Raw genomic sequence first — 26,482 nt, 5'->3', positions numbered from 1 at the left:
AACACCACAGTGAAAGTAGGTATTCGGGACAGTTTAAACCTGATTGCTAGGCCGAAATCACGGCAATTGTTGCTTTCAGAGATGGGTTTAATGGATCAGAAACGCGAATTGAATTGCGTTGAAAGAAGGCTTACAAGCTTTATAAAACAGGGGCTACAGTATTGTTGAAAAAGTCAGAGATCGTGTTACCTCTTTTATGCGGATTACCCACACCATCTAACGCCAGCAAACAATCTTGCTTGCGGCCTTTCTGTTGTAAATAGTCAGCAAGTTTTTGCTGCGCTTTACGTTTTACCAGCAGCACTATGCCACCGTGATGGCCACTGCCGGCTACTTTTTCAAGCTCGGCATCATCAACAATATGGTAGGCTTTTTTCGCTGCGGCTAAATACTTCATTACATCAGCGAACTTTGGTGCCAACTGCGCCGACAAATACAAACGGATCACTGCCTCTGGCCGTTGTTGAAACATCACCCGACAGGCATTCTCTCCGTAGATTTAACCTTCGTTATCCAACACGGTTTTCATCGGCTTAGCGGTTAGCGGTTTTGATGCGGCTACCGGACGTTTTGCTTTATTTGCTGCTGATTTCGCGTTTTTCATCCATGGCTTTTGCAACGGATCCGCTGCTTTGCCGCCTTTTGGCCGTTGTTGTGACATACCCATTCCCGTTTCTTTAGCATTTTGCTATCACTTGCTGTATACCGCAGATTTTACCAGTTAGGCGCCGACAATACTTGGTTTTTTCTTGCACCGAGTCCGCGTGGGTCTACTGCAAAGCGATTGCTATTAGTGCCATGGTTTTAACACTTGTTTTTTTAGGCTAACGCAGTATCCTTGGCGCCTTAAATGGCAACGCAAGGCTCTTTTTTATGCTCAGTTATCGTCACAGCTACCATGCGGGTAATCACGCCGATGTGGTAAAACATCTTACCGAGGTAGCCATCTTAGACTACCTACTAAAAAAAGATAAACCGCTGTGCTATCACGATACGCATGCCGGTGCGGGCCTGTATAGCTTGCAAAGCGAACACGCACTAAAAACCGCAGAGTACCAAGGCGGTATTGCTAAACTTTGGCATTATCCAGCACAAAGCCCGTTGTTACAGCGCTATATTGCATTAGTAAAACAGCTCAACCCAGATGGCGAGCTTAACTTTTATCCAGGCTCACCCAAAATTGCCGCGTTAATGCTGCGCAATGACGATCATATTCAAGCCACTGAACTGCATCCTACCGACTTTCCGGTGCTAAAAAGCCAATTTGTGCGCCGCCGTTATACGCGTATTGAAAATACCGATGCTTATGCCGGCTTTAAAGCCATGCTGCCGCCCTTGGTCAAACGCGGTTTAGTGTTAATAGACCCGCCTTATGAGTTAAAAACTGAATATCAAGACTTGGTTACAGGCTTACAAGAAGCCTATAAACGCTTTCCGCAAGCGACCTATGCTATTTGGTACCCGGTCATTGAACGCAGCGCGGTTGAAGCCTTTATCAATAGCCTTGTTGCTACTGGCATTAAAAATCAGTTACGTATTGAGTTTAATTTACATGCCGATAGCCAGGGGCATGGCATGACGGGCAGTGGTATGTTAGTGATTAACCCGCCTTACACCTTAGCCGAGGACATGCAAGCGGCGTTAAACGAAGTGCAACAACAGATCGGTGAAGCGGCCAGCCGCTTTAGTATTACTCAACTGGTTGGAGAATAAGTATGCGCAGTTTTTTAGTGTTATGTGCACTGTTAATCAGCTTCAATAGCTTTGGTTTTGGGCGCACGGGGCATGCGCTGATCTGTAATATGAGCTTACAATTACTGTCGGTACAAACCCAACAGCACGTGGCGAGCTTAGTTGCCGCCTCACCCCATACCGAATTCTCCAGTGCTTGCGCGTGGCCAGATGAAGTGCGCAGTGAAGAGGAATATCGTTGGAGTGCGCCCCATCACTATGTGAATATGCCGCGCCCAGAACAAGAAATTAAGCATGAACACTGCCCTGAACAAGGCTGTATTTTATCGGCCATCGCCGATATGCAGCAGCGTTTAACCGCAGATGCGACTGACTGGCAAGCTTTGTTATTTTTAGCGCATTATCTGGGTGATTTACATCAGCCACTGCATGTCAGTTATGCCGATGATCTTGGCGGCAATCGCACTGCTGTATATTTTTATAACCCAGAAACGCCGGCTAATTTACACGGCATTTGGGATAGCAGCATGCTGCACAAGCTAGGTTATGACGAAGATTACCAGAGACAAGAATGGTTATTTTTGCAAATTAACCCAGAAAACACGGCGCTGTGGCAACAAGGCAGCGTGTTAGATTGGGCAAATGAATCAGCACGGTTAACCTTTGATATTTATCAGCATTATCGGCCAGGCATGTTAATTGACGACAGCTATTTAGCGCAGTATCAAGCGACGTTAGAGCAGCGTTTACAACAAGCTGCAGTGCGATTGGCGCTTTTGCTAGAACAGCTGCTCGGTCAATAAGGTTTTCGCCTTAAAGCAACCAAGCGGTTATTTGATCCACCCTTTGCTAATTTGCCGGAACAACTCTGTTCCGGCGCGCTCTAGCCATTCAAAGGCTAACATTTCCTTACTGATCACCACCGCACCGGCTTGTTGCATGCGGCTAAGCGCCAATTGTTTGTTTTCAGGTGTACGCGAGCCGACCGCTTCACTAACTAAATACACTTGATACCCTGCGGCTAGTAAGTCCAGCACCGTTTGCAACACACAAACATGGGCTTCAGTGCCAAGCACCACGACTTGTGGCCGTTGCTGTGCGGCAACAGCCGCAACAATCTCGGGTTCACGCATAGCACTAAAATGAATTTTTTCATGCACGGCGCCACTAGGAAGTAATTCGAGCAATGAGGGGATAGTATGACCTAAGCCAGCGGGATACTGTTCTGTCGCCATTACCGGCACGTCACATAAGCTGGCAATTTGTAACACCCAAGCGGCAGCCTGACTCAGCTGCGCCTGATCAGCAATGGCTGGAGCCAATTTGCTTTGGATATCAATCAGCAAAACCTGACTCTGTTGTACCTGCAATAACATAAAGACTCCTTTACTAAACCTTTTAGCTAAAACACCCTTGCCGAATCATCCGTTTTATTGCCCACGCCACAACGCATGGCATAGGGTCTCATGTTTTTCGCGACTTAACAAAATACGGGCTAATACCAAGTCGGCACTGCCGTTCTCGCCCGTCACACCAATTTGGGCTTCGAAGTGCAGTTCCGGTTCAAGCTCTTGGTTGACCGTATCTAGCCAATCCGCTCCTGGCACCACCAAATCGACATAGCCGCGTGCTTCATAATGCTGTTGATAAAACTGATAGTCTTCAGCAGATAGGTTATCGGCTGCTAATTCTTCAAATATATCAAAGGCATGGTCACATAATTCATCTAAAGACCACATTTCCAATTCTTGCATAGATCCCCCACATAATTTGCCGCAGTATACCAAGGCTTTGCGGCGAAAGCTTGCCTGCTGCTACAATAGCGTTTTTGCTATCTTGGTTTAACTATGTACCTGTGCCCACTGTGTCAACAAGCTTTAGTTCTGAATAATAAACAGTATCAGTGTGTCAATCGACATAGTTTTGATCAGGCTAAAGAAGGCTACGTTAACCTGTTGCCAGTACAGCAAAAAAACTCGCAAGATCCGGGTGATAATAAAGAGATGATGCAAGCCCGCCGCGCATTCTTGCAAGCCGATTGGTATCGGCCAATGGCCGAGCAAGTTGGCGCCATGTTAAAACCTCTTCAAGCCGCTAAGTTGTTGGATCTAGGGTGCGGCGAAGGCTATTACAGCCATCTGTTACAGCAACAATTAACTCTCGAAGAACAGCATGGTATCGATATTTCAAAAAGCGCCATTCGCTCAGCCGCCAAGCAGTATCCACAGGTTCATTTTGCGGTCGCTAGTGCCTATAGCTTGCCTTTTGCCGCCGGCTATTTTGATGCCATAGTGCGTATTTATGCGCCCTCTTTAGCCAGTGAGCTGAGCCGTGTGCTCAAAGTGGGTGGTCACTTACTTACCGTTACCCCCGCCCCTGAGCATTTACTGCAACTTAAACAAGCGATTTATAGCGAAGTGAGATTGCACAGTGATGCCGTTACTGAAATAACGCATTTTCAGCATGTTACAAGAGAACGGTTAAGTTTTCAGCTAACGCAGTTAACGGCAACCGATTTAATGCAGTTGATCACAATGGTGCCATTAGGCTGGAAGTTCAGTGCTGCAGTCAAAGCAGAATTACTGGCGCAAGCGCCAGCAATTCAATGTGATTTCTATGTAGATTTATATCAGAAAGTCGCGGCGGCTTAACAGTTAGCCGCTTTTTTTGTACTGTTTTTCTCGGGAAGTTTGCAACCTGCCAGTAAACTGGCTTTGTCTTCTTTTTGCATTGCCGTAAACATGGTAGACCAAAAATGCGTGCTTAATTCCGCAACCACATTCGATTCCGCATTTAATAAAATCACCAAACCCAACTCACGATCTTTAGAATACGCTAACTCGGCACGAAAGCCTTGAACCCAACCACCGTGATACACCAGTTGCTCTTGACCAAACTGATAAACGCGCCAGCCCAGGGCATAATGGGCATCGGTAATATGCTCACGCCACTGACGACGGCGCAGATCGCGAACCGTGCGTACCCGCTTATTGGTCATATATTGCAGTTGTTCGCTATTTAGCACCTCGGGGTTATAACCTAATTGCGCAATTAACCAATAGCCTAAATCGATAGCGCTGGCATTGACCCCTGCGGCCGGTGCAAAACGATAGTAACTTTCGCTAACGGTACGTGGATACCATTTACCTTTAGCTTTCACATGCGGAATGGCGCGATTTTCAGTATCTAAAAAACCCTGATAGCCCACCGATGCCGTTGGCATATGCAGCGGTTCAAAAATATTCTGCCGTAACAAACTGGCATAATCTTGCGAGGTCGATTGCTGCATAATGGGTTCAATTAAACTGAACAAGACATTTTGATAGCCATAACACTGGCCGGGTGTACACAGCGGATCTAACTTTTGAAATTGCGGTAAAATACGTTCAGGCTGAAAATTAGCCTCAATCAGGTTGTCATAAGCATTGGCAATCACCCCAGTGCTTTGCGACAGTAAATGCTCTACTTTTAATTTATTATTAAACGAGCGCGTTTTAAACGAAAAATCAGGCAAATAGCGATTGACCGGATCATCCCATTTAAAGTGACCTTGCGATGCGAGAATACTGGCTAAACCGCCGGCGAAGGTTTTAGAAACAGAAGCAATCCGAAATACGGTAAAGGCATCAACCGGTAGCTTGCTACCCACTTCACGTACACCAAAACCTTTGGCACGAATAATCTTATTTTTATAGACAATAGCATAGGCAGCACCAGGCACTTGCTGTTGCTGGACTTGTTCTTGAAAGAACTTGTCGAATTCTTTTAATTGTTCTGGCGAGGGCTCGGCAAAAACTGCAAAGCTAGCACCTAAACATAACAAACCGCATAACGCTTTTAGCAAAATAACCTCATCTACTACTGATCTACCGCGATAGGGCAAATCAAGGGTTAGTCTTCGTTAATCATAGCAGCTAAACCCCAGTGTACTCTAGGGTTAGTTCTGCGTTACCCGCTATTTTTGTTTTGGTTGGTTAAGGCGCTAACCCTTTATTTTCAAGCCTAAGTACAAGCCGGTGTATTTTATTAACAAATGCACAAATTATAATGCCAATAGCAGCAAACGGCCCCAAATCACCCACAACACCACACAGCCTAAGACAAATAACCGAAAACGTGGACGCAAGGTATTGCTACCAATATGCACCACGGTATGTGCGATACGTAACAGCACAAAGGCCGTACCCAGCAACAAAAAGGTTAAATCGGCCAAACCAAACTGCAGTATAAATAACACACTAAACAGATACAGCATGGGCATCTGAAATTGATTATCGAAATTACGGCCGGTCGCTATAACTTGTTGATCCGCGCCACGTAAATCCATGGTTTGAAAAGCGGCCATGTTAATTTGTTTGTTACGGGCCGCTTTAAAACGTCGCCGTCCCATCAGCACCATGACCACGCTGGTCAGCACGACTTGCGCAAAAACGGTCAATAATAGCCACTTTTCCATCTTTTATTTCCTTAAATCAACGATATTGTTGCTGGGCAGTATGCCTGTTTTAAGGTAAAACAACCATTAAAGGTCTAAAAGCTAATGTAAATTTAAACTACGCAAGCTAGTAGACACTGCGGTATCATAAGGGCGCACTGGCAAATGCTGTGGCTATGCTGAGCAAACAGCTTAGGACAACGACGCAGTAAAGGCTTGTATAGGGTATGAGGTGTTAATGGATAAATTAAATGCGCTGATGCTCGTTCGCGCTTTGGCCGCTGAAAAAGAAGGATTACCCCTGCTAAAACAATTAGTGGGTTGGGTAAACGAGTCACGCTTTAGCTTTGAGCGTAAAAAACGCGCTAAAAAATTATTAGAAACACTGCAACAAAATCTCGCTGAAAGCGAAATGATTGCCAATAACTTGTTCAGTTGGCTGTGCAGTGTGCATATCTACCCGGCATTAGTCAGCCTTGGCGTATTTTCGCGTCGCGGTTTTTTTCGCGAATTATCAAGCCGTCTCTATGAAAAAGTGAACCCAGCACCGCGCGATCTGAGCGAATTAAAAGATGTGCTGGCCGAAGTCTTTAAAAACATTGTTATTGATGATGAAGAGCATGTTGATGGCCCTGGCTTGTTTACTGAGTTCAGCTGCTTTTTTCTGAGCGTAGTTAGCAAAGAAAAGCTAACGGCATTTGAAGAGCACATGCATGAAGATGCCTTGTGCGCACTGGAAATGCTCAGTGTCTGGATCGCTGCAGAAGAGATGGAACCGGATTTGATGCGCTTGGATAAGCGGCTCAACAACATTGATTCCGCATTTATTGCGCTGCATCGTGAACTGAATATGTTAGTGGGTCATTATCGGCAAAAACAACCGGATGTGGAATTACCGCTCTACGACTGTGCACATTACATCGTGATGGTTGAGCAATGCTATGAGCAAATAGACCGCTTAAGACGCCGTGCAGCAGCAGCAGGCAGCACGGTGGCCGTGTCTCATCTGTTAGAACGCTTAGAGCAAACGCTAAGCCGGATAGAACAATTAGTGATATTGATCACCGGTCAGGATCGCGCCGAGCTGCACCGGCATACTTTAGAGTTAACCGAGCAGTTACTGTATACCAGCCGCGAGAAAAAAAGCGTGCGTGCGCTCTGGCGCAGTAGTACTCAGCTGTTATCGAAAAGCATCAGCGTGAACAAAAGCAGTCATGGTGAACATTACATCACCCGCGATAAAAGCCAATTTTTTGGTTTAGTGGCCTCAGCCGCAGGTGCAGGCGTGATTATTGCCGTGATGGCACTGATTAAAATTCATATCCAAGCGCTGGGGTTATCCCCTTTCTCTACCGCTGCGCTGGCCAGTTTAAATTATGGCTTAGGTTTTGTGCTCATTCATATGTTAGGCCTGACTGTCGCCACCAAGCAGCCAGCCATGACTGCGGCCAGTTTTGCCGCTGAAGTTGAAAAAGGTGAAAACGGCCGGGCAGCCCATAAAAAACTGGCAACCCTACTGATTGACGTAAATCGGTCGCAGTGGGCTGCAGTATGGGGTAACGTCAGTATTGCCGTGATAACCGCTTCAATTATTGCCTTGAGCTTTTGGTATTGGCAAGATCGCCCCATTTTAGATGCTGCGGCGGTGTCTTATCAGTTAGATGCCATCTCGCCTTGGCATGGCTCACTGTTTTTTGCGGCTATTGCGGGGGTTTGGTTATTCTGCTCGGGCATTATTGCCGGTTTTTTTGAAAACCGCGCCAATTACCTTGAGTTAAATTTACGGCTATACCAACACCCCTTACTGAAAAGGCTGTTACCGCAGCGCGCGCGTAAAGCTTTTGCCGAATATTGGCATGAAAACTATGGCGCCTTGGCCGGTAATTTCTTTTTTGGTGTGTTATTGGGCATGACCAGCTACTTAGGCTACTTGCTTGATTTACCGCTGGATATTCGGCATGTCGCCTTTGCTTCAGCCAATTTAGGCTACAGCACAGTCGATGGCGATTTGGGCCTCTTCGGCTTTTTGTTTTATCTAGTGATGGTGCTATTAATTGGTTTTGTTAATTTGTGGGTGAGCTTTACTCTCGCCCTAACCGTGGCACTGCGCGCCCGCGGCACGCAAATTGGTAAGTTTTCGTTATTACTAAAAAGTGTGATCGATCAAATCAAGCAAAACCCGTTGAATTTATTCTTTCCGATAGTGCAACCCGCTAAACCAACACAAAACAATAAAAAATCAGATGACAGCGCCGTTAAGCGCACAGAAAAACCCCAAGAAAGGGTTAAAACTGCGGATCATTAACACCATACCAACGCCCTGCTGCCGGTCAATTTCAGCCGCAGCAGGCAAGAAAATTCTGCTAGTCACAAAGCGCAGCTAGCTGATTTTCTGCGGTAAGTTGCTATACTGCGCCGTCAGCATTTTTAGGGTAACGTAATGGCTCAATTGTATTTTTATTATTCGGCAATGAATGCCGGTAAATCCACTTCTTTGCTACAAAGTGCCTATAACTATCAAGAGCGCGGCATGACGGTGGCCATTTTTACCGCCGCTTTAGATAATCGCTTTGGTTTAGGTAAAGTCAGTTCGCGCATTGGTTTGGCCATGGATGCGCACATTTTTGATCACCAATTCGACTTTTTCACTACACTGCAACAACAAAAAGCCGCAGGCCGTTTAGATTGTGTGTTGATTGATGAAGCGCAATTTTTATCAAAAACACAGGTACGGCAACTCACCGACGTAGTAGATGAGCTAAATGTGCCGGTGTTGGCCTTTGGCTTACGTACTGATTTCTTGGGGGAAACCTTTGCTGGAAGTCAGGCACTTTTAGCCTGGGCGGATAAATTGATTGAATTAAAAACCATTTGTCATTGTGGCCGCAAAGCGAATTTCGTGGTGCGCTTAGATGAACATGGCCAGGCTGCGACAGCGGGCTCGCAAGTACAAATTGGCGGTAATGAAAGCTATGTTTCGATGTGTCGTCAGCACTTTAAAGCGCTGGTATGGCAAAAACCAGAAACGGCTGAATAGCCTTAGCTACAAAGAACATGCAGCTTAGGAGCTTAGGCTTTTAGGTCAATACGCTGGTGAATGTTATGCCAGTTTTCAGGAAACTTACCCTGCAGTACATAGGAGAAGGCAATTAACTCGGCGATAATCAGATACAAGGCCTTAGGGATCTGATCGCCTAATTGTAATTGGCTTAACAGCCGAGATAACTCGGCATCTTCATGTATTAATACACCGTGCTCACGCGCTAGGGCAATAATATCTGCCGCTAACTGGCCATGCCCTTTGGCAATAATAATGGGCGCGCCGGCACCGTCATATTTAAGCGCGGTAGCGCTTTGCTCTGGCTGATCACTCATAGCGACCTCTGCTTGGCTTAACCTTGTTTTTGTTGATGCAAATTGACCAGTAATTCAGCTTCAGCGCGTGGTAATTCACATTCACGGATAATTTCTTCGAGATCCGCGCCCAGCTCTACCATCTTCATCGCTCGGCTATAAATTTTACTCTCAGGATCGCTTAGCGCAATCACTTGATGCTGTTCGTGTAGCTCAGCTAATTGGTTTTTTAAGCGCTGTTGCGACTCTTGTAAATTGAGTACTCGCTGGCCAACACCGATTACTCCTGAGCGCAGCTCTTCTAGCTCAGCCTGCGCTGTGGCCGCATGTTGCTGGCTGCTCTCAAGCTGAGCACTCAGTAAACTGACTTTACGCTCAACTTGTGCCAAACGCTTACGCAGCCATAAGGCCATTAGCAACACACTGACTATGACTAGGCCTAACAACGGCCAGACTAACCAAACGGGTATGTTCATCAAAGGCTGTTAATCTCGTCCCATTCTTCATCGTTCAGCATTTTATTCAAATCAACCAAAATGAGTAACTCGCCTTCGCGATTAGCCACACCTTGAATAAAACGCGCACTTTCATCGGTACCGACATTCGGTGCACTATCCACCTCAGACTGTTTTAAATAAACCACTTCGGCGACACTGTCGACCAAAATACCAATCACTTGCTTTTCTGCTTCGATAATCACCACACGGGTATTATCGGTGACTTCGGCTGGCGGTAAACCAAATCGCGCCCGCGTATCAATAACGGTAACAACGTTTCCGCGTAAATTAATGATGCCCAGTACATACTCTGGTGAGCCAGGAACCGGTGCGATCTCACTATAACGCAACACCTCTTGCACCTGCATCACATTGATGCCGTAAGTTTCTTCCTGCAAACGGAAGGTTACCCATTGCAACACTTCGTCGACAACCTGTTTTTTATCTGCCGACTGGGAAACTTTATTACTCATCTACAGCTCCTTGTGCTCTAATTCTGCGGGCGTTGATATCGAGGCCTTGGTTAAGCAAGGCGATTAACTCGTCAACTTCAAGTAAGACACACATATGTTCTTTGATCAATCCGGCCATCCACGGGCGCTTGCCTTCGTGTTCACGCCATTTCACTTCTTCAGGTTCTAAGCTAATGGTATCAATTAGGCTTTCACAACACAGCCCCCAATTACTCGACCCTAACATAATGAGATAATTATAGTTTAACTCTTGCGCCAAGGTTTCGTTATATTTTTCTGGCATAACCCAACGTGCTGTGTCGACCACATTGATTTTTTGTTCACGATACAACATCACACCAAGAAACCAATTGGGTTTACCAAACAAACTGGTGATAGTACTTAGCTCGTGAATACCACCAAGCTCAGTTAAAGGTACCGCGACTTTTAAACCGGCCACATTAAAAAATAACGCTTGAAAACGGCCTTGCCGATAGGCTTTCGCCGTTGTATCGGTAGCAGCGGTAACGGTATTCGTCGCTAAACGCTGTGCTATGGGGATTGCTCTATTACTGGTGAGCTCAGCGGGCTGCACGGCCAATTTAGCCGGCGCTAAAACGGGTTCAACGGGCGTTTTTACACTAACCGTAGGGGCGGCTGGCACAGCAACGGGCTTCGCAGTAACGGCTTGCGCCAATAAGGTGTTTAATTCAGCACGTTGTTTTTCCGCTACAGCGCTACTGGCTACCTCAGCGCTCTCATCGTCTTCGGTTAATAACGAATCTAAATAGCTTTGAATCACTTTTTGACTGGCAATTAACTGGCTCATGTTAAGCCTCCGGCGCTAATTGCAGTAAATAAGTCAGCAACGTATTGTAGGCAAATACACCACGGGCATTGCTGGTAAACATATGCGGGGGCGTTTGTGCTAACGACGCATCGCGAAACTTCGTATCTATTGGCACCACAGAAGACCACACTTGATCCTGATACGTCTCTTTTAACGCTTTAAAAGCTTCTAGCGAGGCTCGGGTACGTTTGTCGTACATAGTAGCAATAATAGTATAGGCTAAAGCTTGTTTTGAGCCGCGCATTAACGCCATGGTCGCAATCATTCGCTCTAAACCTTTCAGTGCCAAAAACTCGGTTTGCACCGGTATTAACACGCGCTGACAAGCCGCCAGCGCATTGACCATTAAAACCCCCATCACCGGGGGGCAATCAATCAGTACATAGTCGTAATCGGCGGCAATTAACTGTAAGGCTTTTTTCAGTAGTAAGCCCATCCCCCCTTTATTGCCCATGGCACGATCGAGGGTCGCTAACGACATGGATGCGGGCAGAATATCTAAACCTTCAGCCTGAGTCGGGCACAGCGATTGTAAGATTTCTTCACGGGTAATCTGTTTACCGCGCATAAAAATATCGAACACGCTCACTTCCAGCTCTTCGGCGTCAATACCAAAATAATAGGTTAAGGAAGCATGGGGATCGGTATCCACCAACAGCACACGATGACCGCGCTCGGCCAATAAGCCACCCAGCGTCACTGTGGTGGTGGTTTTACCTACTCCACCTTTTTGATTTGCGACTGTCCAAATAACCACTATTCAGGATCCTGTCCTTGCGGCACGGCGTCGGGATTTTCCTGACGCGTTGTAATACGTATCCCGCCCCCAGGTAAAGCAATAACTTGAATAGAACCATCTTCTTGAGTGACTTGTCGCAGTTGCTGCTCTAGGGCGGCATCTGCTTCTGGGCTTGGCTGTTCGGGGCGATAGCCATAACGAGAAATGGCAATCACCACTTTACGATTTTCAGCACGGCCGCTGGCGGTACTGTTATCGGCACTGGGATAATACTGACCGAAGCCTTCAATCGCCATGCGATGCGACGGCGTACCAGAGTCTTCTAATAAGCGTAGCACTGAAGTGGCACGAGCAACGGATAATTCCCAATTAGATGAAAACACTTCATTGCGGATAGGGATATTATCAGTATAGCCTCTAACTCTTAAAAAGTTATTGATTGGATTAATAATTTTACCAATTTCTTTTAACAAGGTACGGGCTGACTCAGTTGCAGTGGCGCTGCCTGACGCAAATAACAACCCGCTGTTTAGCTCGATCACCAACCAATCTTCATCTTGCCGAAGCTTAGCGACCCCTTGTTCAATTAAATTACTGAGCGCCTGTGTTAGCTCTTGCTCTATCGATTGTAAGGCGCTGCCTAAGAAGCGTTGTCTGACATCAGATAACGTCGCGGAGTCGGCAACCAGTTCAGGCCCTTGCGCCGGTTCGAGGGACGTGCCGTACAACGGAAAATCGCTCTGTTTATTGCTTAACGGTAATAAAGTTTCACCGGTGGCGGCGGTTTGGTTTTTGGCCGTTTTATCAAATACTTTGGTTATAGAATCGGTGAGTACGCTAAACTCTTCGTTTTTGACTAAAGATAACGCATAAAGCACAACAAATAAGGCGAACATTAAGGTCATGTAGTCAGCATAGGACACCAGCCAACGATCAAGATCTTCGCGTTCGGTTTGTTGCTGAGAACCTCGATGCCGATACATAACTTAACCTGGTCGATAGGCGGCAAGTTTCCGCTCAATAGTCCGCGGATTTTGCCCTTGGGCAATAGACACTAGGCCTTCAATAATCAACTCGTGATAAAGACTTTGTTGCTGCACTAAGTTTTTTAATTTGTTCCCTAAAGGGATAAACACCAAGTTCGCAAAACCAACGCCATAAATGGTGGCCACAAAGGCAGTGGCGATGCCCAAACCGAGCCTATCAGGATCACTGATATGACTCATCGCTTGAATAAGCCCCAATACCGCGCCAATAATACCGATAGTCGGGCTGTAGCCTCCCATCGCTTCAAAAATACGAGCGCCGCGCAGTAAACGTTCGCGAGCTAAACTTAATTCAGCATCTAAGGTGCTTTGTAAGGTTTCGGCTTCTGCACCATCAACTAATAAGTTTAAACCACGATGCAAAAACGGATCAGATTCTTCTAACGCTGCCGATTCTAATGACAAAAAGCCATTCGCACGCGCTGAATTTCCCCACTCAACAATCCGGTTCATGGTTTGTTGTACTGGCAGTGCGCGGGGTAAAAACGCCCATGGCAACATAGATAAGCCCAAGCGAAATTGTTGAAATGGGGTTTGCAACATCACTGCACCCAGCGTGCCACCAAATACAATAATAAACGCCGGTAAATGCATTAAGGTACTAAGGGTGCCGCCTTCTAAAACAAAGCCGCCAGCCACCGCCACTACCGCCAGTATAAAGCCAATAAAAGCCAACTTATCCATGCTTAAGTTCCGTCAATATTCTTGCGGCCACATCAGCTAAAGGCACTTCCGCATCCATTAATCCTGCTGCTGCAATCGCTTGCGGCATCCCATAGACAACACAACTGGCTTCATCTTGCGCCCAAATGGTTGCGCCCTGCTGTTTCAGCATGCGCGCACCTTCGCGACCATCAGAACCCATACCGGTTAATACAATCGCCAGCACTTTTTGCTGAAACACTCGTGCAGCAGTAGCAAAGGTGACATCCACGCTGGGTTTAAAATTAATCCGCGGCGAATCATCATCTTTAATTTTTAAACGCGCTTGGTTTTCATTGCCATCCACCAGCATTTGTTTACCACCTGGGGCTAAATAGGCCACACCTGGGCGCAACAGTTCATTGTCTTCGGCTTCTTTAATTTCAATTTTGGCCAACGAGTTTAATCGCTGCGCAAAAGCGCCGGTAAAGGCCGCCGGCATATGTTGAATTAAGATAATCGGTAACGGGAAGTTAGCGGGTAGCGCCGTTAAAATACGTTGTAAGGCCACGGGGCCACCGGTAGAAGTACCTATGGCCACCAGCTTATATTCTTTACCACTACTTTGTGCCACGGCAGAGCTGCGTGGGGTTAACGCCGGCCGCTGCAAGGCACTGCGTGCCCCGAGGGTGCGGCTGGCATCAGCCAATGGCCGTGTCGTGACATCGGCAGTGCGCGTGGTGGGCATAGCAGCTTTTGCAAGCGGAGAGTGAGCAAAAGTACTGCGACCTAAGGGTCGACGTCTTGCAACCGCTTTAACGCGATCGCGTAACACATCGATAGCTTCTTGCTTATCGCGGGCAATATCTTCAAATTTTTTCGGTAAGAAATCGACAGCCCCTGCTTCCAGCGCATCTAAGGTCGCTTTAGCGCCATCATGTGTCAGCGAGGAAAACATTAAAATAGGAATACGCTGCGTTTTCAGTATTTCGCGAACCGCAGAGATACCGTCTAATACCGGCATCTCGATATCCATAGTGATCACATCAGGTTTTAACGCTAATGCTTTCTCTATGGCTTCCTGTCCATTATTGGCGGTATCAATCACCTCTAACTCAGGATCAGCCGATAACATTTCGGTTAACCGACGGCGGAAAAAACTCGAGTCATCAACGATTAATACCCTAATAGCCATGCAATACTCACTTACCCACGTAGCGTTTTAAAGCGCTCGAATTTTATTTTTGATTTTTTAGCGTAATGCTTAAGCAGGTTTGGCACGTCTAAAATCAAGGCGATACCGCCATCGGAAGTTATGGTGGCGCCGGCCATGCCGGGTGTACCTTGTAATAACGCATCTAGCGCTTTGATCACCACTTCTTCTTGGCCAATCAGTTGATCAACCACAAAACCCACTTGCTGCTGGCCGATTTGCACGATCACGACATGACCTTGTTCGCGGCGTAACTTTTTATCAGAGCCTTTGACCAACCAATGCTCGAGGTAAAACAAGGGAATGGCTCTGTTGCGCACCACGATGGTTAACTGGCCATCGACAATATTGGTTTTCGCCAGATCCAGATGGAAGATTTCATTGACACCGGCTAAAGGTAAAGCGAAGGTTTGTTTGCCTACTACCACCATTAAGGTTGGCAAAATAGCTAAAGTTAACGGCACCTTGATTTCTAACGTGGTGCCTTCACCCAATTTCGAACTAATATGCACGGTACCGTTCAGTTGAGTGATCTTGGTTTTCACCACATCCATGCCGACACCGCGACCCGATATATCCGAAATCTGCTCTTTAGTTGAAAAGCCGGGGGCAAAAATCAAATTAAAGGCATCGGTATCCGACATTCTAGCGGCCGCATCGGTATCAATAACACCGCGTTTAATGGCAATGCCTTTGAGTTTCTCTGGATCCATACCGGCGCCATCATCTTGAATGGTCAACAGAATATGATCCCCGGCTTGGGTCGCCGCTAATTTCACAATACCGGTCCGAGCCTTACCTGCAGCTGCACGAACATCAGGCATTTCAATACCGTGGTCAACCGAGTTGCGCACCAAATGCACTAACGGATCGGCTAAGGCTTCCACCAAGTTTTTATCTAAATCGGTTTCTTCACCTTCAAGGATCAGATCGATATCTTTTTTCAAAGAGCGCGCTAAATCACGCACGACGCGAGGGAAACGGCCGAATACTTTCTTAATGGGCTGCATGCGCGTTTTCATCACCGCGCCTTGAATATCCGCTGTGACCACGTCAAGGTTGGCAATCGCCTTAGTCATTTCTTCGTTTTGCGTTGAGCTCGATAAGCTCACCAAACGATTGCGCACCAACACTAACTCGCCAACCATATTCATAATTTGATCTAGGCGTTTAGTATCGACTCGTACCGTTGTTTCAGCGGCAGGTGCAGCCGGCGGTGCGCCTTTATCCGCTGGCGTCGCCACAACTGGCGCAGCCGTTGCGGCAGGCGTTTGCGCTGTGGTTACCGGTGCAGGCGCAGCCGGACGCTCAGTAGTTTTAGCCGCTGGCGGTGTTACTGGTGCTTTGCCTTTGCCATGCAATTGATCTAGTAAGGCTTCAAATTCGTCGTCGGTGATTTCGTCATCTTTTGGCGCAGCGGCTTTTGGCTTGACGGGTTCAGCTTCTGCAGGGGCTTTGGCTGGCGTGTCGGTGTTAAAACTGCCTTTACCATGTAACTGGTCTAGCAGGTTTTCAAATTCGTCATCGGTAATGTCATCAGACTTATCAGCGCCAAGCTCAGCACTGCTTGTTGCGGTAGGCGCACTATCACGACCAGGAGCACCACTGCCGTGCAGCTCATCAAGCATACGCTCGAATTCGGCTTCAGAAATACTGTCGATATCACCAGCGTCTTCAATTTCGGCAGCCGCTTGAGCCGTTGCGGCTGGCGGCGTTGGCACTGCGGGTGCCTCTGCGACCGGATCTGCAGCGGCAGGTTCACTGTAGTGATGGAGTGCCGCTAATAAATCAGCCGCCGCTGGCGTTAACGGTTGGCGCGCTTTAACTTCGGTAAACATGCTGTTGACCGAATCAAGCGCTTGCAAGATCACGTCCATTAATTCTGGCGTTACCGAGCGCTTGCCTGTACGTAAAATATCAAATACGTTTTCTGCACCATGGCAGACATCAACTAATTCGGTTAGCGATAAAAAACCGGCGCCGCCTTTAACCGTATGAAAACCACGGAAAATTGCATTAAGTAGCGGCGCGTCATCTGGGTTATTTTCTAACTCAACTAACTGTTCTTGCAGCAACTCCAAAATTTCACCGGCTTCTACCAGAAAATCCTGAAGAATATCTTCGTCCATATCAAAGCTCATCTGCAGACACCTCAGTTAAAACCCTAAGCTAGACAGTAAGTCGTCGACATCGTCCTGACCATTTACTACATCTGCACGCTCAGCGGCATCAATAATCGGGCCTTCGGCAGCAACCAACGTTTTAGTTTTACTTTTTACGGGTTGTTGTTCCAGAAATTGCGAACTGGATTTACCAAAAGCAGTAACAAGACCGATGAGGCTTTCTTCAACTTCTCGCACCAATTCAATCACGCGGCGAAGAATCTGCCCAGTAAGATCTTGAAAATCTTGCGCCATCAAGACGTCAGTTAACAAGCTGTTTAGACGTAATGATTCGCTCGAGGTTTTTTGTAAAAAACCATCAATATCATGACAAAGCGCTTTAAATTCAGCTAAGGGCAAATCGCGCTGCATCAATTTTTGCCATTGCGGCATTAATTGCCCAAGTTGTTTAGTGATCTCATCGGCAATCGGTAAACAAGACTCAACGGCATCCATGGTGCGGTTAGCGGCTTGCTCTGTCATATCAATAACATGATTTAAGCGCTTTTTCGCATCAGGAATATCTTCTTGCAGGATATTGCTTAATGAAGGATCAATTTGGAAGTTTTTTAAGGAATCGTGCAGTTGCCGGGTAATTTTTCCGACCTCAGCAAATAGCTCGGACGAGCCAGGCGTACCCAGCTGTTGGACCAGTTGATTAGCAACTTCTTGCTCGCCAATCTCCAGCAGCTGAACCAGTTCTTTTGCTTGTTCAAGCGTAATTAATGGGACCGTAGTCGCAGGCATGGCTTTACTCCTTGGCAAGAAAGGGTTTACCCGATCCGCTCAAATACTTTCGCCAGCTTTTCCTGTAAGGTTGCAGCAGTAAAAGGTTTGACGATATAACCATTTACGCCAGCTTGTGCTGCCGCGATGATTTGTTCTTTTTTAGCTTCAGCCGTTACCATCATCACCGGAATGTGTTTGAGCTTAGCATCGGCACGAATTGCTCTTAGCAAATCGATACCCTGCATACCCGGCATATTCCAATCGGTGACCACGAAGTCAAAATCTCCGCCTTGTAACATAGGTAAGGCCGTGCTGCCATCATCTGCTTCTGAAATATTGGTAAAGCCTAGATCGCGCAACAGGTTTTTAATGATGCGTCTCATAGTAGAAAAGTCATCTACCACAAGAATTTTCATGTTTTTATTCAAAGTCCCCTCCGAAGAGAAAGTCATCCCGATAATATGGATGCATTACAACCAAGCCTGCATTCGGCCTTTTAAACGCACCAATGCCTGACTATGAATCTGACTGATACGAGACTCGCTGACATCCAGCACCGCCCCGATCTCTTTTAAGTTTAGTTCTTCATTATAATACAGCGACAGCACTAACGCTTCTCGCTCTGGTAAACTGCTGATGGTTTTGGCAAGTGCATCGTTAAAGGCGCTGTTAGCTTGATGCTGATATAACTGGTCGGTATCGCTGTCATCAGCAGTGACCAACACGTCTTCTGAAATGCCGAGGTCTTCAATACCAATAATACGACCCGAGCTAACATCACTAAGCATATGATGATATTCATCTAATGATATAGCAAGTTTTTCTGCAACTTCATAATCTTTTACGTCGCGACCCAACTCAGCTTCTAGCTCGGCGATGGTATCGGCAATTAAACGGGAATTACGATGCACCGAACGCGGCGTCCAATCGCCGCGACGAATTTCGTCTAACATGGCGCCGCGAATACGAATGCCAGCAAAGGTTTCAAAACTCGCCCCTTTGCTACCATCGAAATTTTTCGCCGCTTCAATTAAGCCGATCATGCCAGATTGAATTAAGTCATCGACTTGCACACTGGCCGGCAAACGGGCCAATAAGTGATATGCAATACGTTTGACCAGCGGAGCTTGTCGCTCCACTAACTGTTGCATGTGGTCTACGCCACCATAAGCGGCAAGCTTACTGTTCACAGATCCCCCTAATCAGACTGTGGCTGTACTAACTGCTCCAGAAAAAACTCCAGATGCCCAGATGCACTGCCTGGCAACGGCCATTTCACGGCTTTAAGCGCTAAGGTTTTAATTGCCATGCTCGCCGGTGTTGTTGGGAAGGCTTCAATAAAAGCTTTCTGTTTGCGCGCAGCTTTGCGCACGTTTTCATCCTGTGGCACGGTGGCCACTAATTCTAAACTGACATCAAGAAATCGATCGGTAACACGAGTCAGTTTAGCAAATAATTCTTGGCCTTCTTTGAGGCTGCGCACCATATTGGCTACAATTTTAAATTTATCGACGCCGTGGTCGCGACTTAATATCTTCATTAAAGCATAAGCATCGGTAATGGAAGAGGGTTCATCACATACGACCATTAATACATCTTGCGAGGCACGAGAGAAACTGAGCACCATATCGGAGATACCCGCAGCGGTGTCAACTAATAACACATCAATCGGCGTGTGTAATTCACTGAAGGCACGGATTAAACTAGCATGTTCTACCGGAGAAAGCTCCGTCATATTTTGACTACCAGAGGTGGCAGGTACAATTTTGATACCGTAAGGCCCCTCTACCAAAATATCGTCTAAGGTAGCCGATCCAGCAAGGACATGGGATAAATTTTTATCGACGCGTAAGCCCAACATCACGTCGCAATTGGCTAAACCGAGATCGGCATCGAGTACTAAAACCTTTTTCCCCAGCTGGGCCAGCGCCATAGCCAGATTCAATGTGACGTTGGTTTTACCCACGCCACCTTTACCGCCGGTTATGGAAATCACTTTTACCATCTGTTTCTTCATTTTTCTAAGGCCACTGGCTTGATCATCGGCTAATACATCTTTAGGCATATGCAGCTGCTACCTGCGTTGTGTCGTCTTGATACCATTGATGGCGGTTACCACTGTGTTGCTGACGTAACTGCTCCGCTTCTTTTACTAAATCGGCCGCGTCAGCAATGCGAATATCTTCTGGCACGCGTTGACCATGTGTTAGGTAACTGACCGGCAGGGCATTTTGTAATGCCACATTGATCACTTCACCTAAACTTAAACATTCATCCAATTTGGTGAAAATACAACCTGATAAGCCAATGCGTTTAAATTGTTGCACACTTTCTTGCATCACGCGCGCCTGCGCTGTGGCTGACAATACCAGATAACTTTTTATTTTAACACGAGAATTGTGGACCAATGACGCAAGTTTCTCGGCTAAACGCACATCACGTTGGCTCATGCCGGCAGTATCAATTAAAACCAGTTTACGCTGTTGCAGCTGATTCAACAATATCGCCAGCTCTTCGCTATCTTTCGCCTGTTTAACTGGGCAACCGATAATGCGGCCAAATGTCGCCAGTTGTTCAAAAGCACCGATCCGAAAACAATCGGTGGTAATTAAAGCCACTTGATCAACGCCATGTCGTTTAGCAAAACCCGCGGCAAGCTTGGCCACTGTGGTGGTTTTCCCGACGCCAGTTGGGCCGACCAAAGCAATAACACCACCTCGGCGCAAAATATCATCGTTAGTAGTATTTAACTGCCCTGTCAGTAATTCTAGCGCAGTATCCCATGCATCGGCGGCATTTAAATCATCTGGCATAAAACAGGCTAACTGATCAGCGATTTGTTCAGACAAACCCATCTGTTGCAAATTTTCAATCACCAGTGCCCGCACGGGCTCGCGCCGAGCTAAATCTTGCCACATTAAACCCGAGACTTGATGCTGCAATAATTGGCGCATCGACAGCATCTCAGTTTGCATTTGTGCGAACTGTTGCTGCATTAATTTTGCTTGGGCTTGCTGGGCTTGACTAATTTCTTGCCACTGTGCCGGCGGAGCTTGGGTATTGCCAGAATTTTGACGTTCAAATTGTGGGGCTTTTTGTAACGCAGGCTCAGCAACCTTTTGCTTAGTTAATCGCGCCGCGGGTGCTTGCGGCTCACGACCTTGTTGCTTAATCATTTGTCTGGCTAGCAAGGCGCGTAATGAATCCGCGGAATCCGCTTCTGGCTCGTCATCAACACTGACACTAAAGCGTGGCTCAGCGCGTGCACTGGCACTTGCTACCGTTTCTGCAGTGCTAGAAGCCTGTGCTGGCGAGGCTTGGCGCGGTGTTGCCGCCGGGGCTTCTGCATCAATCGCAGCAACAATTTCAACGCCGCCAGCGACTTTTTTGTTGGATAAAATAATTGCATCGGCGCCGAGGAACTCTTTGACTTCTGCCAGGGCGCTGCGCATATCTTTGGCAACAAAGCGTTTAATTTTCATGAGTTACTCCTAGTTCTGCTGACCGATTACACTAACGATTCGAATTTGTTTGTCATCGGGGATCTCTTGATATGACAACACTCGTAGTCCTGGAATAGTGTATTTCACGAATCGTGCCATGACTGAGCGTAAAATTCCTGACGTCAGCATAATGGCACTTTCACCGGTCAATTCTTGGTTCTGATGCGCTTCTTGCAATGATTGCTGAATGCGATCCGCTAAACCGGGCTCAATACCTGCGCCATCGTTACCTGCCGCTTGCATGGATTGATGCAACATCTGTTCAAGCTCAGGCGCAAAAGTAATCACCGGGATCTCAGGTTTACTGCCCACCACTTCTTGCACAATAAGCCGGCGCAAAGAAATACGACAGGCGGCGGTTAACACATCGACATCCTGACTTTTCGCGCCATATTCCACCAAAGTTTGTACAATAGTGCGCATATCACGAATTGGCACGCCCTCGTGTAATAAGTTTTGCAGCACTTTTACTACGGTTGTCAGTGGCAGTGTTTCAGGGACTAAGCCTTCCACTAGCTTCGGTGAGTGCTTGGCCAGCATATCTAACAAATTCTGTACTTCCTCATGGCCTAATAAACTGGCGGCATGATTCGTTAAAATTTGGCTAAGATGCGTGGCAACAACGGTGGCAGCATCGACCACGGTATAACCCAGTGTTTGGGCATGTTCACGCTGATCTTTACTGATCCACACCGCATCCAAGCCAAATGCCGGATCTTTGGTGGCAATACCTTTTACCGTACCAAACACTTGGCCTGGGTTAATGGCTAACTCATTATCGTGGCGTAATTCACCCTCACCATTGGTTACGCCCATTAAGGCCACCCGATAGCTGTTCGGCTCTAAATCAAGGTTGTCGCGAATATGGACTGGCGGCACCAAAAAGCCCAACTCTTGTGATAGCTTTTTACGCACGCCTTTAATCCGATTTAACAACTCGCCGCCCTGGGCTTTATCCACCAAGGGGATCAAACGATAACCCACTTCTAAACCAATGGTATCAACGCCATGCACATCGTCCCAACCGATCTCTTTCACGGTTTGTGATTCAGGCTTAGGTTGGCCAGCCGTGGCTGCACGCGGTTGCAAGGCAGTTGCTTTTTCGCTGGCCAGTTTTTTGATATACCAGGCTACGCCCCCCAATAACGCTGCTAAGGATAAGAATGAGAAGTGTGGCATGCCAGGCACAATACCCATTAACGTCATTACGCCAGCGGCGACAAACAACACATGGGTGTTATCACCCAACTGACTGGTCATTTGCTTGCCCAGATCGCCTTCTTTATTTTGACGGGTGACAATAATGGCAGTACCAATGGATAGTAATAAACCCGGGATCTGCGCGACCAAGCCATCACCAATGGTTAGCAGGGTATAAATTTCCATTGCATCGCCAAAGCTCAGATCGTGCTGCATCATGCCGATAAACAAGCCACCAATCAGGTTGATCACCAAAATAACGATACCGGCGATAGCATCGCCTTTTACGAATTTACTGGCACCGTCCATCGAGCCATAAAAGTCGGCTTCGTTGGTGACATCTTCACGGCGTGCTTTGGCCTCTTCTTGGGTAATTAAACCGGCATTTAAATCGGCATCAATGGCCATTTGCTTACCGGGCATCGCATCTAAGGTAAAACGCGCAGACACTTCTGCGATACGACCGGCACCTTTGGTCACCACCACAAAGTTGATAATAATTAAGATCAGGAAGACCACGATACCCACGGCATAGTTACCGCCGATCACGACCGAGCCGAAGGCTTCAATGACTTTACCGGCGGCATCGCCACCGTTATGCCCTTCCAGCAACACCACACGGGTACTGGCTACGTTAAGCGCCAAACGTAAGATGGTCGCAATTAAGATCACACTGGGAAATATACCGAAATCTAACGGCCGTTTGGTATAGATGGTGACCAGCAACACCACCAGCGCCAGCGCGATATTAAAAGAGAATAAGACATCCAGCATAAAAGGTGGCAACGGTAATACCACCATTGCCAATGCCGCCAAAATTAAGATTGGCGTGCCGACACCCTTAAGGTGTTGAAGCTGGGATCGATCAAATTTACTAAGAAGCTGGCTCAACTGCATGGATAACCTGACAATTTAATGACGGAACAACAGGCTAAAGCAATAAACGTTCCAGTATCAGGTGAGGTCATTGAAAAGCGGCTAAATGAGCGATAAAACCGTGCCGACACTTATCGGCACGCTGCGGTCATTCGTGCTTAGTGTTTAAATTCATCTGGGATAGGTAGCTCTTTGGCGAGGTTTTTCGGCCGACTGCCCTTGCCTTTGCGATACATCCGTAATTGAAAGACATAAGCGAGCACTTGCGCTACAGCCGCGAACAATTGTTCGGGGATCGGGTGATCAAGTTTGGTGGTGTAATAAATCGAACGAGCTAACGCCGGGGATTCAATCACCGGGATTTTATGACCATTGGCAATTTTTCGAATATGCATGGCGATATCATCGACGCCCTTGGCAACCACCACCGGTGCGCGGAACTTGCCTTGATCATACTTCAGCGCTACCGCATAGTGCGTTGGGTTGGTAACGATAACATCCGCAGTGGGGACTTGCTGCATCATCCGCTTCATCGACATCTGCATTTGTGTGCGACGGATCCGCGCCTTGATCTCTGGGCTACCTTCCGAGTTTTTATGCTCGTCTTTAATTTCTTGCAGCGACATTTTTAGTTGCCGCACATGATTCCACTTTTGATAAGGCGCATCAACTAAGGCAATTAGTGAGGTACTGGCACAGAGCCCTAAAAATAACCAACCTAAAAAATACAACGCCGATTCAATATTATTAGGCTCGCTCATCAGCGATAACGCCATAATATCCATAAAAAACAGCTTTAATAAGAAAAAGGCAACCCCCACCACCACGGCCACTTTTAAAAAGCTTTTACCCAGCTCGACAAGCGCTTGTAAGCCGAACATGCGTTTTAAGCCCTTCATTGGATCCATTTTACTGGCTTTGGGGCCTGCAGCTTGCCAACTCAGGTTAAAGCCCCCTAATAAGGTATTACCTAAAAACGCGGCAATAAGGATCAACGTAAACATGCCCATTAAAGGCGCGATCAGCTCACCACCCGCCTCTCCCCATGCCGTAAACATCGAATTCGTTTCAAAAATATCTTTTTCATCCAGCCGTAACATACGCTGGCCAATGGTGAGTACTGCCATCGCTAACATCTTGCCAAACACCAATAATGCTGCGGCGCTGCCAATTAGCACAAAAGCCGTGCCAAGGTCTTTTGAGCGGGCGATTTGGCCCTTTTCTGCTGCGTCTTGCAGCTTCTTGGGCGTGGGCTGTTCGGTTTTCTCTGCGCCGGAATCTTCTGCCATGTCAGCCTCCTAGCAACTAATCAGCCGACAGCTGTAATCAATTACATGCTGCCACTGTTTATCGTAATGGAATAAAAAGGTATCGAGCGTTAACCATAAAATCAGCAAGCCTGACAGCATGGTCACTGGGAAACCAATCGAGAAGATATTCAGCTGCGGTGCAGCTCGGGTCATAATGCCAAACGATAAATTGACCATCAGCATGGCGACAATCGGTGCTAAGGCAATTGCCAGCGAAGTGGCAAACATCCAACCGCCAAACTCAATAATGGTCCAGTAGTGCGTCACATCCCACCATTGACCGTTAATTGGCAAGGTATCGAAGCTAAACACTAACATCTGGATCATAATCAGATGGCCATCGAACACAAAAAATAACAAGGTGGCTAAAATCAGATAAAACTGACCGATAGCCGGTACCGTCATGCCGCTGGCCGGATCGGCCATTGACGCAAAGGCTAAACCGGTTTGTGTGGCCAGTAATTGCCCTGCCAACACAAAGGTATTAATAAACATCAACGAAATAAAACCAAGGGCAAAGCCAATGGTGATTTGCAACAGCACTTCTAATACCATGGCAAAAGAAATTAACTCTGGGTAAACCGTTTTTGGCAACATTGGCATCATCACTAGCGTGATCATCACCACTAAACCGGTTTTGATCCGCGTGGGGATAGTGCGTACGCCCAAGCCAGCCATAATCATCAACATACCAGTGACTCGGCACAGCGGTAGCAGAAAATCAGCAATAGCCTGTAACAGCGTTGCCATCAAAATTTCCATTAGCCAACTACCGTTGGGATGCTTTGATATAAGTCTACGGTATATTCCATGATCACCCTTACCAACCAATGCCCGCCGAACATCAACGCTAATAAAGTGACAATTAAACGCGGTAAAAAACTTAACGTTTGTTCGTTAATCGAGGTCGCGGCTTGGAAGATCGCCACAATTAAACCGACAAACAATGACGGCAAAATAATGGCGCTAACCAGTAAGATCACGATAAACAGTGAATCACGCAACACATCAACAAAGACCTCTGGACTCATGTGCCTACTCCATAACTGGTGGCCAAGGTACCCATCACTAAAATCCAGCCATCGACCAACACAAACATCATTAACTTAAAGGGTAAGGAGATAATCATGGGTGACAACATCATCATACCCATCGCCATCAAGACGCTGGCCACCACAAGGTCGATAATCAAGAACGGGATAAACAACATAAAGCCAATTTGAAACGCGGTTTTCAATTCACTGGTGACAAAAGCCGGGATAACAATAGTCATCGGATAATCTTGCGGCTGCACAGCCACATCTAAGCCCGCAATTTGTGCAAAGGTATCCAAATCTTTTACCCGCGTTTGATGCAGCATAAAGGCTTTTAAGGGCACAATGGCCGCATCAAGTGCCTGCATCGGATCCAGGGTTTCAGCAAGGTAAGGTTGGATGGCTTGTTCATTGATGTTTTTAAACACCGGCGCCATGATAAAAAACGTCAAAAACAGCGTGATGCCAATAAGCACCTGGTTAGACGGGGTTTGCTGTAAACCGATAGCTTGGCGCAAGATGGCCAGCACTACGATGATCCGAGTAAAGCTGGTCATCATGATCACCATCGCCGGCACAAAGCTGAGCGCGGTCATAATGGCCAGTACTTGCAGCGTGACACTGTAAGATTGTGAGCCATCAGAATTGGTCGTCACAGTCAGTGCCGATAAACTGCCATTATCGGCCAACAGCTCAGGACTTAGCAAAGCTAACAACAACAGAAACAACAATCGCGACATGGAAAAAT

Annotated in this window: 30 protein-coding genes; 5 read left to right on the top strand and 25 right to left on the bottom strand. The window is 47.0% G+C overall.

The window, feature by feature from the left end; all coding sequences use genetic code 11:
• Positions 1–139: 139 nt before the first annotated feature.
• Both L1N97_RS07010 and L1N97_RS07005 read right to left on the bottom strand, forming a co-directional pair.
• Positions 140–499, bottom strand: coding sequence for an RNA methyltransferase substrate-binding domain-containing protein (locus tag L1N97_RS07010; protein ID WP_329605550.1), 360 nt, complete (start codon positions 497–499; stop codon positions 140–142).
• Complete coding sequence (locus L1N97_RS07005; RefSeq protein ID WP_236129284.1) at positions 500–661, bottom strand: hypothetical protein; 162 nt, start codon at positions 659–661, stop codon at positions 500–502.
• 212 nt (positions 662–873) lie between these two features.
• Between L1N97_RS07005 and L1N97_RS07000 the strand changes: the two genes are divergently transcribed.
• Positions 874–1,713: a 23S rRNA (adenine(2030)-N(6))-methyltransferase RlmJ gene (locus L1N97_RS07000; protein WP_236129283.1), complete on the top strand. Its 840-nt coding sequence runs from the start codon at positions 874–876 to the stop codon at positions 1,711–1,713.
• 2 nt (positions 1,714–1,715) lie between these two features.
• The gene (locus L1N97_RS06995) at positions 1,716–2,495 is read left to right on the top strand and encodes a S1/P1 nuclease (RefSeq protein ID WP_236129282.1); all 780 of its coding nucleotides are present in this window, start codon (positions 1,716–1,718) and stop codon (positions 2,493–2,495) included.
• 27 nt (positions 2,496–2,522) lie between these two features.
• On the opposite strand, the gene L1N97_RS06990 is transcribed toward L1N97_RS06995, so the two are convergent.
• Together L1N97_RS06990 and L1N97_RS06985 are read right to left on the bottom strand one after the other, a co-directional pair.
• Positions 2,523–3,068 (bottom strand): hydrolase, encoded by a 546-nt coding sequence (locus L1N97_RS06990; protein WP_229584482.1) that lies wholly within the window; start codon positions 3,066–3,068, stop codon positions 2,523–2,525.
• 54 nt (positions 3,069–3,122) lie between these two features.
• The gene (locus L1N97_RS06985) at positions 3,123–3,446 is read right to left on the bottom strand and encodes a DUF440 family protein (protein WP_226751857.1); all 324 of its coding nucleotides are present in this window, start codon (positions 3,444–3,446) and stop codon (positions 3,123–3,125) included.
• A 93-nt stretch (positions 3,447–3,539) separates the two neighbouring features.
• Here L1N97_RS06985 and rlmA point away from each other — a divergent pair, with 93 nt between their 5' ends.
• On the top strand, positions 3,540–4,343 hold the full coding sequence (gene rlmA, locus L1N97_RS06980; protein ID WP_236129281.1) for a 23S rRNA (guanine(745)-N(1))-methyltransferase: 804 nt from the start codon (positions 3,540–3,542) through the stop codon (positions 4,341–4,343).
• Here rlmA and L1N97_RS06975 read toward each other — a convergent pair.
• Complete coding sequence (locus L1N97_RS06975) at positions 4,340–5,536, bottom strand: serine hydrolase domain-containing protein (protein WP_236129280.1); 1,197 nt, start codon at positions 5,534–5,536, stop codon at positions 4,340–4,342. The genes rlmA and L1N97_RS06975 overlap by 4 nt on opposite strands.
• 198 nt (positions 5,537–5,734) lie before the next feature.
• A complete protein-coding gene (locus tag L1N97_RS06970) occupies positions 5,735–6,148 on the bottom strand; it encodes an MAPEG family protein (RefSeq protein ID WP_226751854.1) in 414 nt (137 codons plus the stop codon).
• A gap of 217 nt (positions 6,149–6,365) precedes the next feature.
• On the opposite strand from L1N97_RS06970, the gene L1N97_RS06965 reads away from it, so the two are divergent.
• Complete coding sequence (locus L1N97_RS06965; RefSeq protein ID WP_236129279.1) at positions 6,366–8,432, top strand: site-specific recombinase; 2,067 nt, start codon at positions 6,366–6,368, stop codon at positions 8,430–8,432.
• A gap of 135 nt (positions 8,433–8,567) precedes the next feature.
• Positions 8,568–9,164, top strand: coding sequence for a thymidine kinase (locus tag L1N97_RS06960; RefSeq protein ID WP_226751852.1), 597 nt, complete (start codon positions 8,568–8,570; stop codon positions 9,162–9,164).
• A gap of 32 nt (positions 9,165–9,196) precedes the next feature.
• Here the strand turns inward: L1N97_RS06960 and L1N97_RS06955 are convergent, their stop codons facing one another.
• The 19 genes from L1N97_RS06955 to fliP all read right to left on the bottom strand — a co-directional run bounded on the left by L1N97_RS06955 (position 9,197) and on the right by fliP (position 26,474).
• Positions 9,197–9,502 carry an EscU/YscU/HrcU family type III secretion system export apparatus switch protein gene (locus L1N97_RS06955; RefSeq protein ID WP_226751851.1) on the bottom strand — a complete coding sequence of 102 codons (306 nt, stop codon included), beginning with the start codon at positions 9,500–9,502 and terminating at the stop codon, positions 9,197–9,199.
• 17 nt (positions 9,503–9,519) lie between these two features.
• Positions 9,520–9,957 (bottom strand): DUF2802 domain-containing protein, encoded by a 438-nt coding sequence (locus tag L1N97_RS06950; RefSeq protein ID WP_236129278.1) that lies wholly within the window; start codon positions 9,955–9,957, stop codon positions 9,520–9,522.
• On the bottom strand, positions 9,957–10,451 hold the full coding sequence (locus L1N97_RS06945) for a chemotaxis protein CheW (protein ID WP_229584487.1): 495 nt from the start codon (positions 10,449–10,451) through the stop codon (positions 9,957–9,959). Before L1N97_RS06945 ends, L1N97_RS06950 begins: the two co-directional genes overlap by 1 nt.
• Entirely contained in the window at positions 10,444–11,259 is an 816-nt protein-coding gene (locus tag L1N97_RS06940) for a chemotaxis protein CheW (protein ID WP_236129277.1), read from the bottom strand. Before L1N97_RS06940 ends, L1N97_RS06945 begins: the two co-directional genes overlap by 8 nt.
• A gap of 1 nt (position 11,260) precedes the next feature.
• Complete coding sequence (locus L1N97_RS06935) at positions 11,261–12,037, bottom strand: ParA family protein (RefSeq protein ID WP_236129276.1); 777 nt, start codon at positions 12,035–12,037, stop codon at positions 11,261–11,263.
• Positions 12,037–13,002 carry an OmpA family protein gene (locus tag L1N97_RS06930; RefSeq protein ID WP_229584490.1) on the bottom strand — a complete coding sequence of 322 codons (966 nt, stop codon included), beginning with the start codon at positions 13,000–13,002 and terminating at the stop codon, positions 12,037–12,039. The genes L1N97_RS06935 and L1N97_RS06930 overlap by 1 nt, the downstream gene beginning before the upstream one ends.
• Before the next feature lie 3 nt (positions 13,003–13,005).
• The gene (locus L1N97_RS06925; protein ID WP_229584491.1) at positions 13,006–13,749 is read right to left on the bottom strand and encodes a flagellar motor protein; all 744 of its coding nucleotides are present in this window, start codon (positions 13,747–13,749) and stop codon (positions 13,006–13,008) included.
• Positions 13,742–14,902 (bottom strand): protein-glutamate methylesterase/protein-glutamine glutaminase, encoded by a 1,161-nt coding sequence (locus L1N97_RS06920; RefSeq protein ID WP_229584492.1) that lies wholly within the window; start codon positions 14,900–14,902, stop codon positions 13,742–13,744. Before L1N97_RS06920 ends, L1N97_RS06925 begins: the two co-directional genes overlap by 8 nt.
• 11 nt (positions 14,903–14,913) lie before the next feature.
• Positions 14,914–17,061, bottom strand: coding sequence for a chemotaxis protein CheA (locus L1N97_RS06915; RefSeq protein ID WP_236129275.1), 2,148 nt, complete (start codon positions 17,059–17,061; stop codon positions 14,914–14,916).
• A 15-nt stretch (positions 17,062–17,076) separates the two neighbouring features.
• Positions 17,077–17,829, bottom strand: coding sequence for a protein phosphatase CheZ (locus L1N97_RS06910; RefSeq protein WP_236129274.1), 753 nt, complete (start codon positions 17,827–17,829; stop codon positions 17,077–17,079).
• Positions 17,830–17,855: 26 nt separating this feature from the next.
• Entirely contained in the window at positions 17,856–18,227 is a 372-nt protein-coding gene (cheY, locus tag L1N97_RS06905; RefSeq protein ID WP_442967229.1) for a chemotaxis response regulator CheY, read from the bottom strand.
• A 54-nt stretch (positions 18,228–18,281) separates the two neighbouring features.
• On the bottom strand, positions 18,282–19,001 hold the full coding sequence (locus L1N97_RS06900; protein WP_439647514.1) for an RNA polymerase sigma factor FliA: 720 nt from the start codon (positions 18,999–19,001) through the stop codon (positions 18,282–18,284).
• Between the two features lie 8 nt (positions 19,002–19,009).
• Positions 19,010–19,876 carry a MinD/ParA family protein gene (locus tag L1N97_RS06895; RefSeq protein ID WP_226751840.1) on the bottom strand — a complete coding sequence of 289 codons (867 nt, stop codon included), beginning with the start codon at positions 19,874–19,876 and terminating at the stop codon, positions 19,010–19,012.
• Positions 19,869–21,293, bottom strand: coding sequence for a flagellar biosynthesis protein FlhF (flhF, locus tag L1N97_RS06890; RefSeq protein WP_236129273.1), 1,425 nt, complete (start codon positions 21,291–21,293; stop codon positions 19,869–19,871). The genes L1N97_RS06895 and flhF overlap by 8 nt, the downstream gene beginning before the upstream one ends.
• A 9-nt stretch (positions 21,294–21,302) precedes the next feature.
• Positions 21,303–23,411, bottom strand: coding sequence for a flagellar biosynthesis protein FlhA (gene flhA, locus L1N97_RS06885; protein ID WP_236129272.1), 2,109 nt, complete (start codon positions 23,409–23,411; stop codon positions 21,303–21,305).
• Between the two features lie 137 nt (positions 23,412–23,548).
• Positions 23,549–24,679 (bottom strand): flagellar biosynthesis protein FlhB, encoded by a 1,131-nt coding sequence (gene flhB, locus L1N97_RS06880; protein ID WP_236129271.1) that lies wholly within the window; start codon positions 24,677–24,679, stop codon positions 23,549–23,551.
• 9 nt (positions 24,680–24,688) lie between these two features.
• A complete protein-coding gene (fliR, locus tag L1N97_RS06875) occupies positions 24,689–25,450 on the bottom strand; it encodes a flagellar biosynthetic protein FliR (RefSeq protein ID WP_229584498.1) in 762 nt (253 codons plus the stop codon).
• An 11-nt stretch (positions 25,451–25,461) separates the two neighbouring features.
• The gene (gene fliQ, locus L1N97_RS06870; RefSeq protein ID WP_229584499.1) at positions 25,462–25,731 is read right to left on the bottom strand and encodes a flagellar biosynthesis protein FliQ; all 270 of its coding nucleotides are present in this window, start codon (positions 25,729–25,731) and stop codon (positions 25,462–25,464) included.
• Positions 25,728–26,474, bottom strand: coding sequence for a flagellar type III secretion system pore protein FliP (fliP, locus tag L1N97_RS06865; protein ID WP_229584500.1), 747 nt, complete (start codon positions 26,472–26,474; stop codon positions 25,728–25,730). Before fliP ends, fliQ begins: the two co-directional genes overlap by 4 nt.
• Positions 26,475–26,482 lie beyond the last annotated feature (8 nt).

It is taken from the genome of Rheinheimera sp. UJ63, from assembly GCF_021568285.1.
Classification (GTDB): Bacteria; Pseudomonadota; Gammaproteobacteria; order Enterobacterales; family Alteromonadaceae; genus Alishewanella; species Alishewanella maricola.
This window is presented reverse-complemented; position numbering and strand designations above follow the sequence as displayed.

Coding starts and splice junctions, on each gene's coding strand:
- L1N97_RS06950 (WP_236129278.1), bottom strand. CDS start 9,957: ATGAACATACCCGTTTGGTTAGTCTGGCCGTTGTTAGGCCTAGTCATA.
- L1N97_RS06990 (WP_229584482.1), bottom strand. CDS start 3,068: ATGTTATTGCAGGTACAACAGAGTCAGGTTTTGCTGATTGATATCCAA.
- L1N97_RS06930 (WP_229584490.1), bottom strand. CDS start 13,002: ATGTATCGGCATCGAGGTTCTCAGCAACAAACCGAACGCGAAGATCTT.
- fliR (WP_229584498.1), bottom strand. CDS start 25,450: ATGGCAACGCTGTTACAGGCTATTGCTGATTTTCTGCTACCGCTGTGC.
- cheY (WP_442967229.1), bottom strand. CDS start 18,227: ATGAAAATTCTTGTGGTAGATGACTTTTCTACTATGAGACGCATCATT.
- flhA (WP_236129272.1), bottom strand. CDS start 23,411: ATGCAGTTGAGCCAGCTTCTTAGTAAATTTGATCGATCCCAGCTTCAA.
- fliQ (WP_229584499.1), bottom strand. CDS start 25,731: ATGAGTCCAGAGGTCTTTGTTGATGTGTTGCGTGATTCACTGTTTATC.
- L1N97_RS07000 (WP_236129283.1), top strand. CDS start 874: ATGCTCAGTTATCGTCACAGCTACCATGCGGGTAATCACGCCGATGTG.
- L1N97_RS06925 (WP_229584491.1), bottom strand. CDS start 13,749: ATGGATAAGTTGGCTTTTATTGGCTTTATACTGGCGGTAGTGGCGGTG.
- L1N97_RS06985 (WP_226751857.1), bottom strand. CDS start 3,446: ATGCAAGAATTGGAAATGTGGTCTTTAGATGAATTATGTGACCATGCC.
- rlmA (WP_236129281.1), top strand. CDS start 3,540: ATGTACCTGTGCCCACTGTGTCAACAAGCTTTAGTTCTGAATAATAAA.
- L1N97_RS06960 (WP_226751852.1), top strand. CDS start 8,568: ATGGCTCAATTGTATTTTTATTATTCGGCAATGAATGCCGGTAAATCC.
- fliP (WP_229584500.1), bottom strand. CDS start 26,474: ATGTCGCGATTGTTGTTTCTGTTGTTGTTAGCTTTGCTAAGTCCTGAG.
- L1N97_RS06915 (WP_236129275.1), bottom strand. CDS start 17,061: ATGAGCTTTGATATGGACGAAGATATTCTTCAGGATTTTCTGGTAGAA.
- L1N97_RS06970 (WP_226751854.1), bottom strand. CDS start 6,148: ATGGAAAAGTGGCTATTATTGACCGTTTTTGCGCAAGTCGTGCTGACC.
- L1N97_RS06895 (WP_226751840.1), bottom strand. CDS start 19,876: ATGCCTAAAGATGTATTAGCCGATGATCAAGCCAGTGGCCTTAGAAAA.
- L1N97_RS06955 (WP_226751851.1), bottom strand. CDS start 9,502: ATGAGTGATCAGCCAGAGCAAAGCGCTACCGCGCTTAAATATGACGGT.
- L1N97_RS06965 (WP_236129279.1), top strand. CDS start 6,366: ATGGATAAATTAAATGCGCTGATGCTCGTTCGCGCTTTGGCCGCTGAA.
- L1N97_RS06920 (WP_229584492.1), bottom strand. CDS start 14,902: ATGGCTATTAGGGTATTAATCGTTGATGACTCGAGTTTTTTCCGCCGT.
- L1N97_RS06940 (WP_236129277.1), bottom strand. CDS start 11,259: ATGAGCCAGTTAATTGCCAGTCAAAAAGTGATTCAAAGCTATTTAGAT.
- flhF (WP_236129273.1), bottom strand. CDS start 21,293: ATGAAAATTAAACGCTTTGTTGCCAAAGATATGCGCAGCGCCCTGGCA.
- L1N97_RS06945 (WP_229584487.1), bottom strand. CDS start 10,451: ATGAGTAATAAAGTTTCCCAGTCGGCAGATAAAAAACAGGTTGTCGAC.
- L1N97_RS07005 (WP_236129284.1), bottom strand. CDS start 661: ATGTCACAACAACGGCCAAAAGGCGGCAAAGCAGCGGATCCGTTGCAA.
- L1N97_RS06910 (WP_236129274.1), bottom strand. CDS start 17,829: ATGCCTGCGACTACGGTCCCATTAATTACGCTTGAACAAGCAAAAGAA.
- L1N97_RS06995 (WP_236129282.1), top strand. CDS start 1,716: ATGCGCAGTTTTTTAGTGTTATGTGCACTGTTAATCAGCTTCAATAGC.
- flhB (WP_236129271.1), bottom strand. CDS start 24,679: ATGGCAGAAGATTCCGGCGCAGAGAAAACCGAACAGCCCACGCCCAAG.